General features: G+C 67.1%; 1 protein-coding gene. It reads right to left on the minus strand.

The window, feature by feature from the left end; all coding sequences use genetic code 11:
• A partial coding sequence (locus AC3II9_RS22150; RefSeq protein ID WP_489158890.1) for a BCCT family transporter occupies window positions 1-221 on the minus strand: 221 nt, incomplete at its 3' end.
• Window positions 222-252: the final 31 nt, after the last annotated feature.

A 252-nucleotide genomic window follows, 5' to 3' on the forward strand; every position in this document is an offset into this window, starting at 1 on the left:
CCGATCTCCTTGCGGCTTGCCGGCACGAACAACCGCTTGAGCCGTTCGCCCATCGCCGCCGTCTGCTCCTCCAGCGCGACACCGGCTAGGTCCGCATTGGTCTGTCGGATCAGGCCGAAGGCGAGCAGCAGCATGATGAAGCAGAATGGCAGTGCGGCGAGCAGCGTGGCGGCCGGAAGCGCGCCCAGGCCGCCCGCCACCAGCAGCAAGGCCGCCGTCACGCCCAACAGAATGCACCAATACATACGCTGC

It is taken from the genome of Lysinibacillus sp. RU7 (assembly GCF_057837305.1).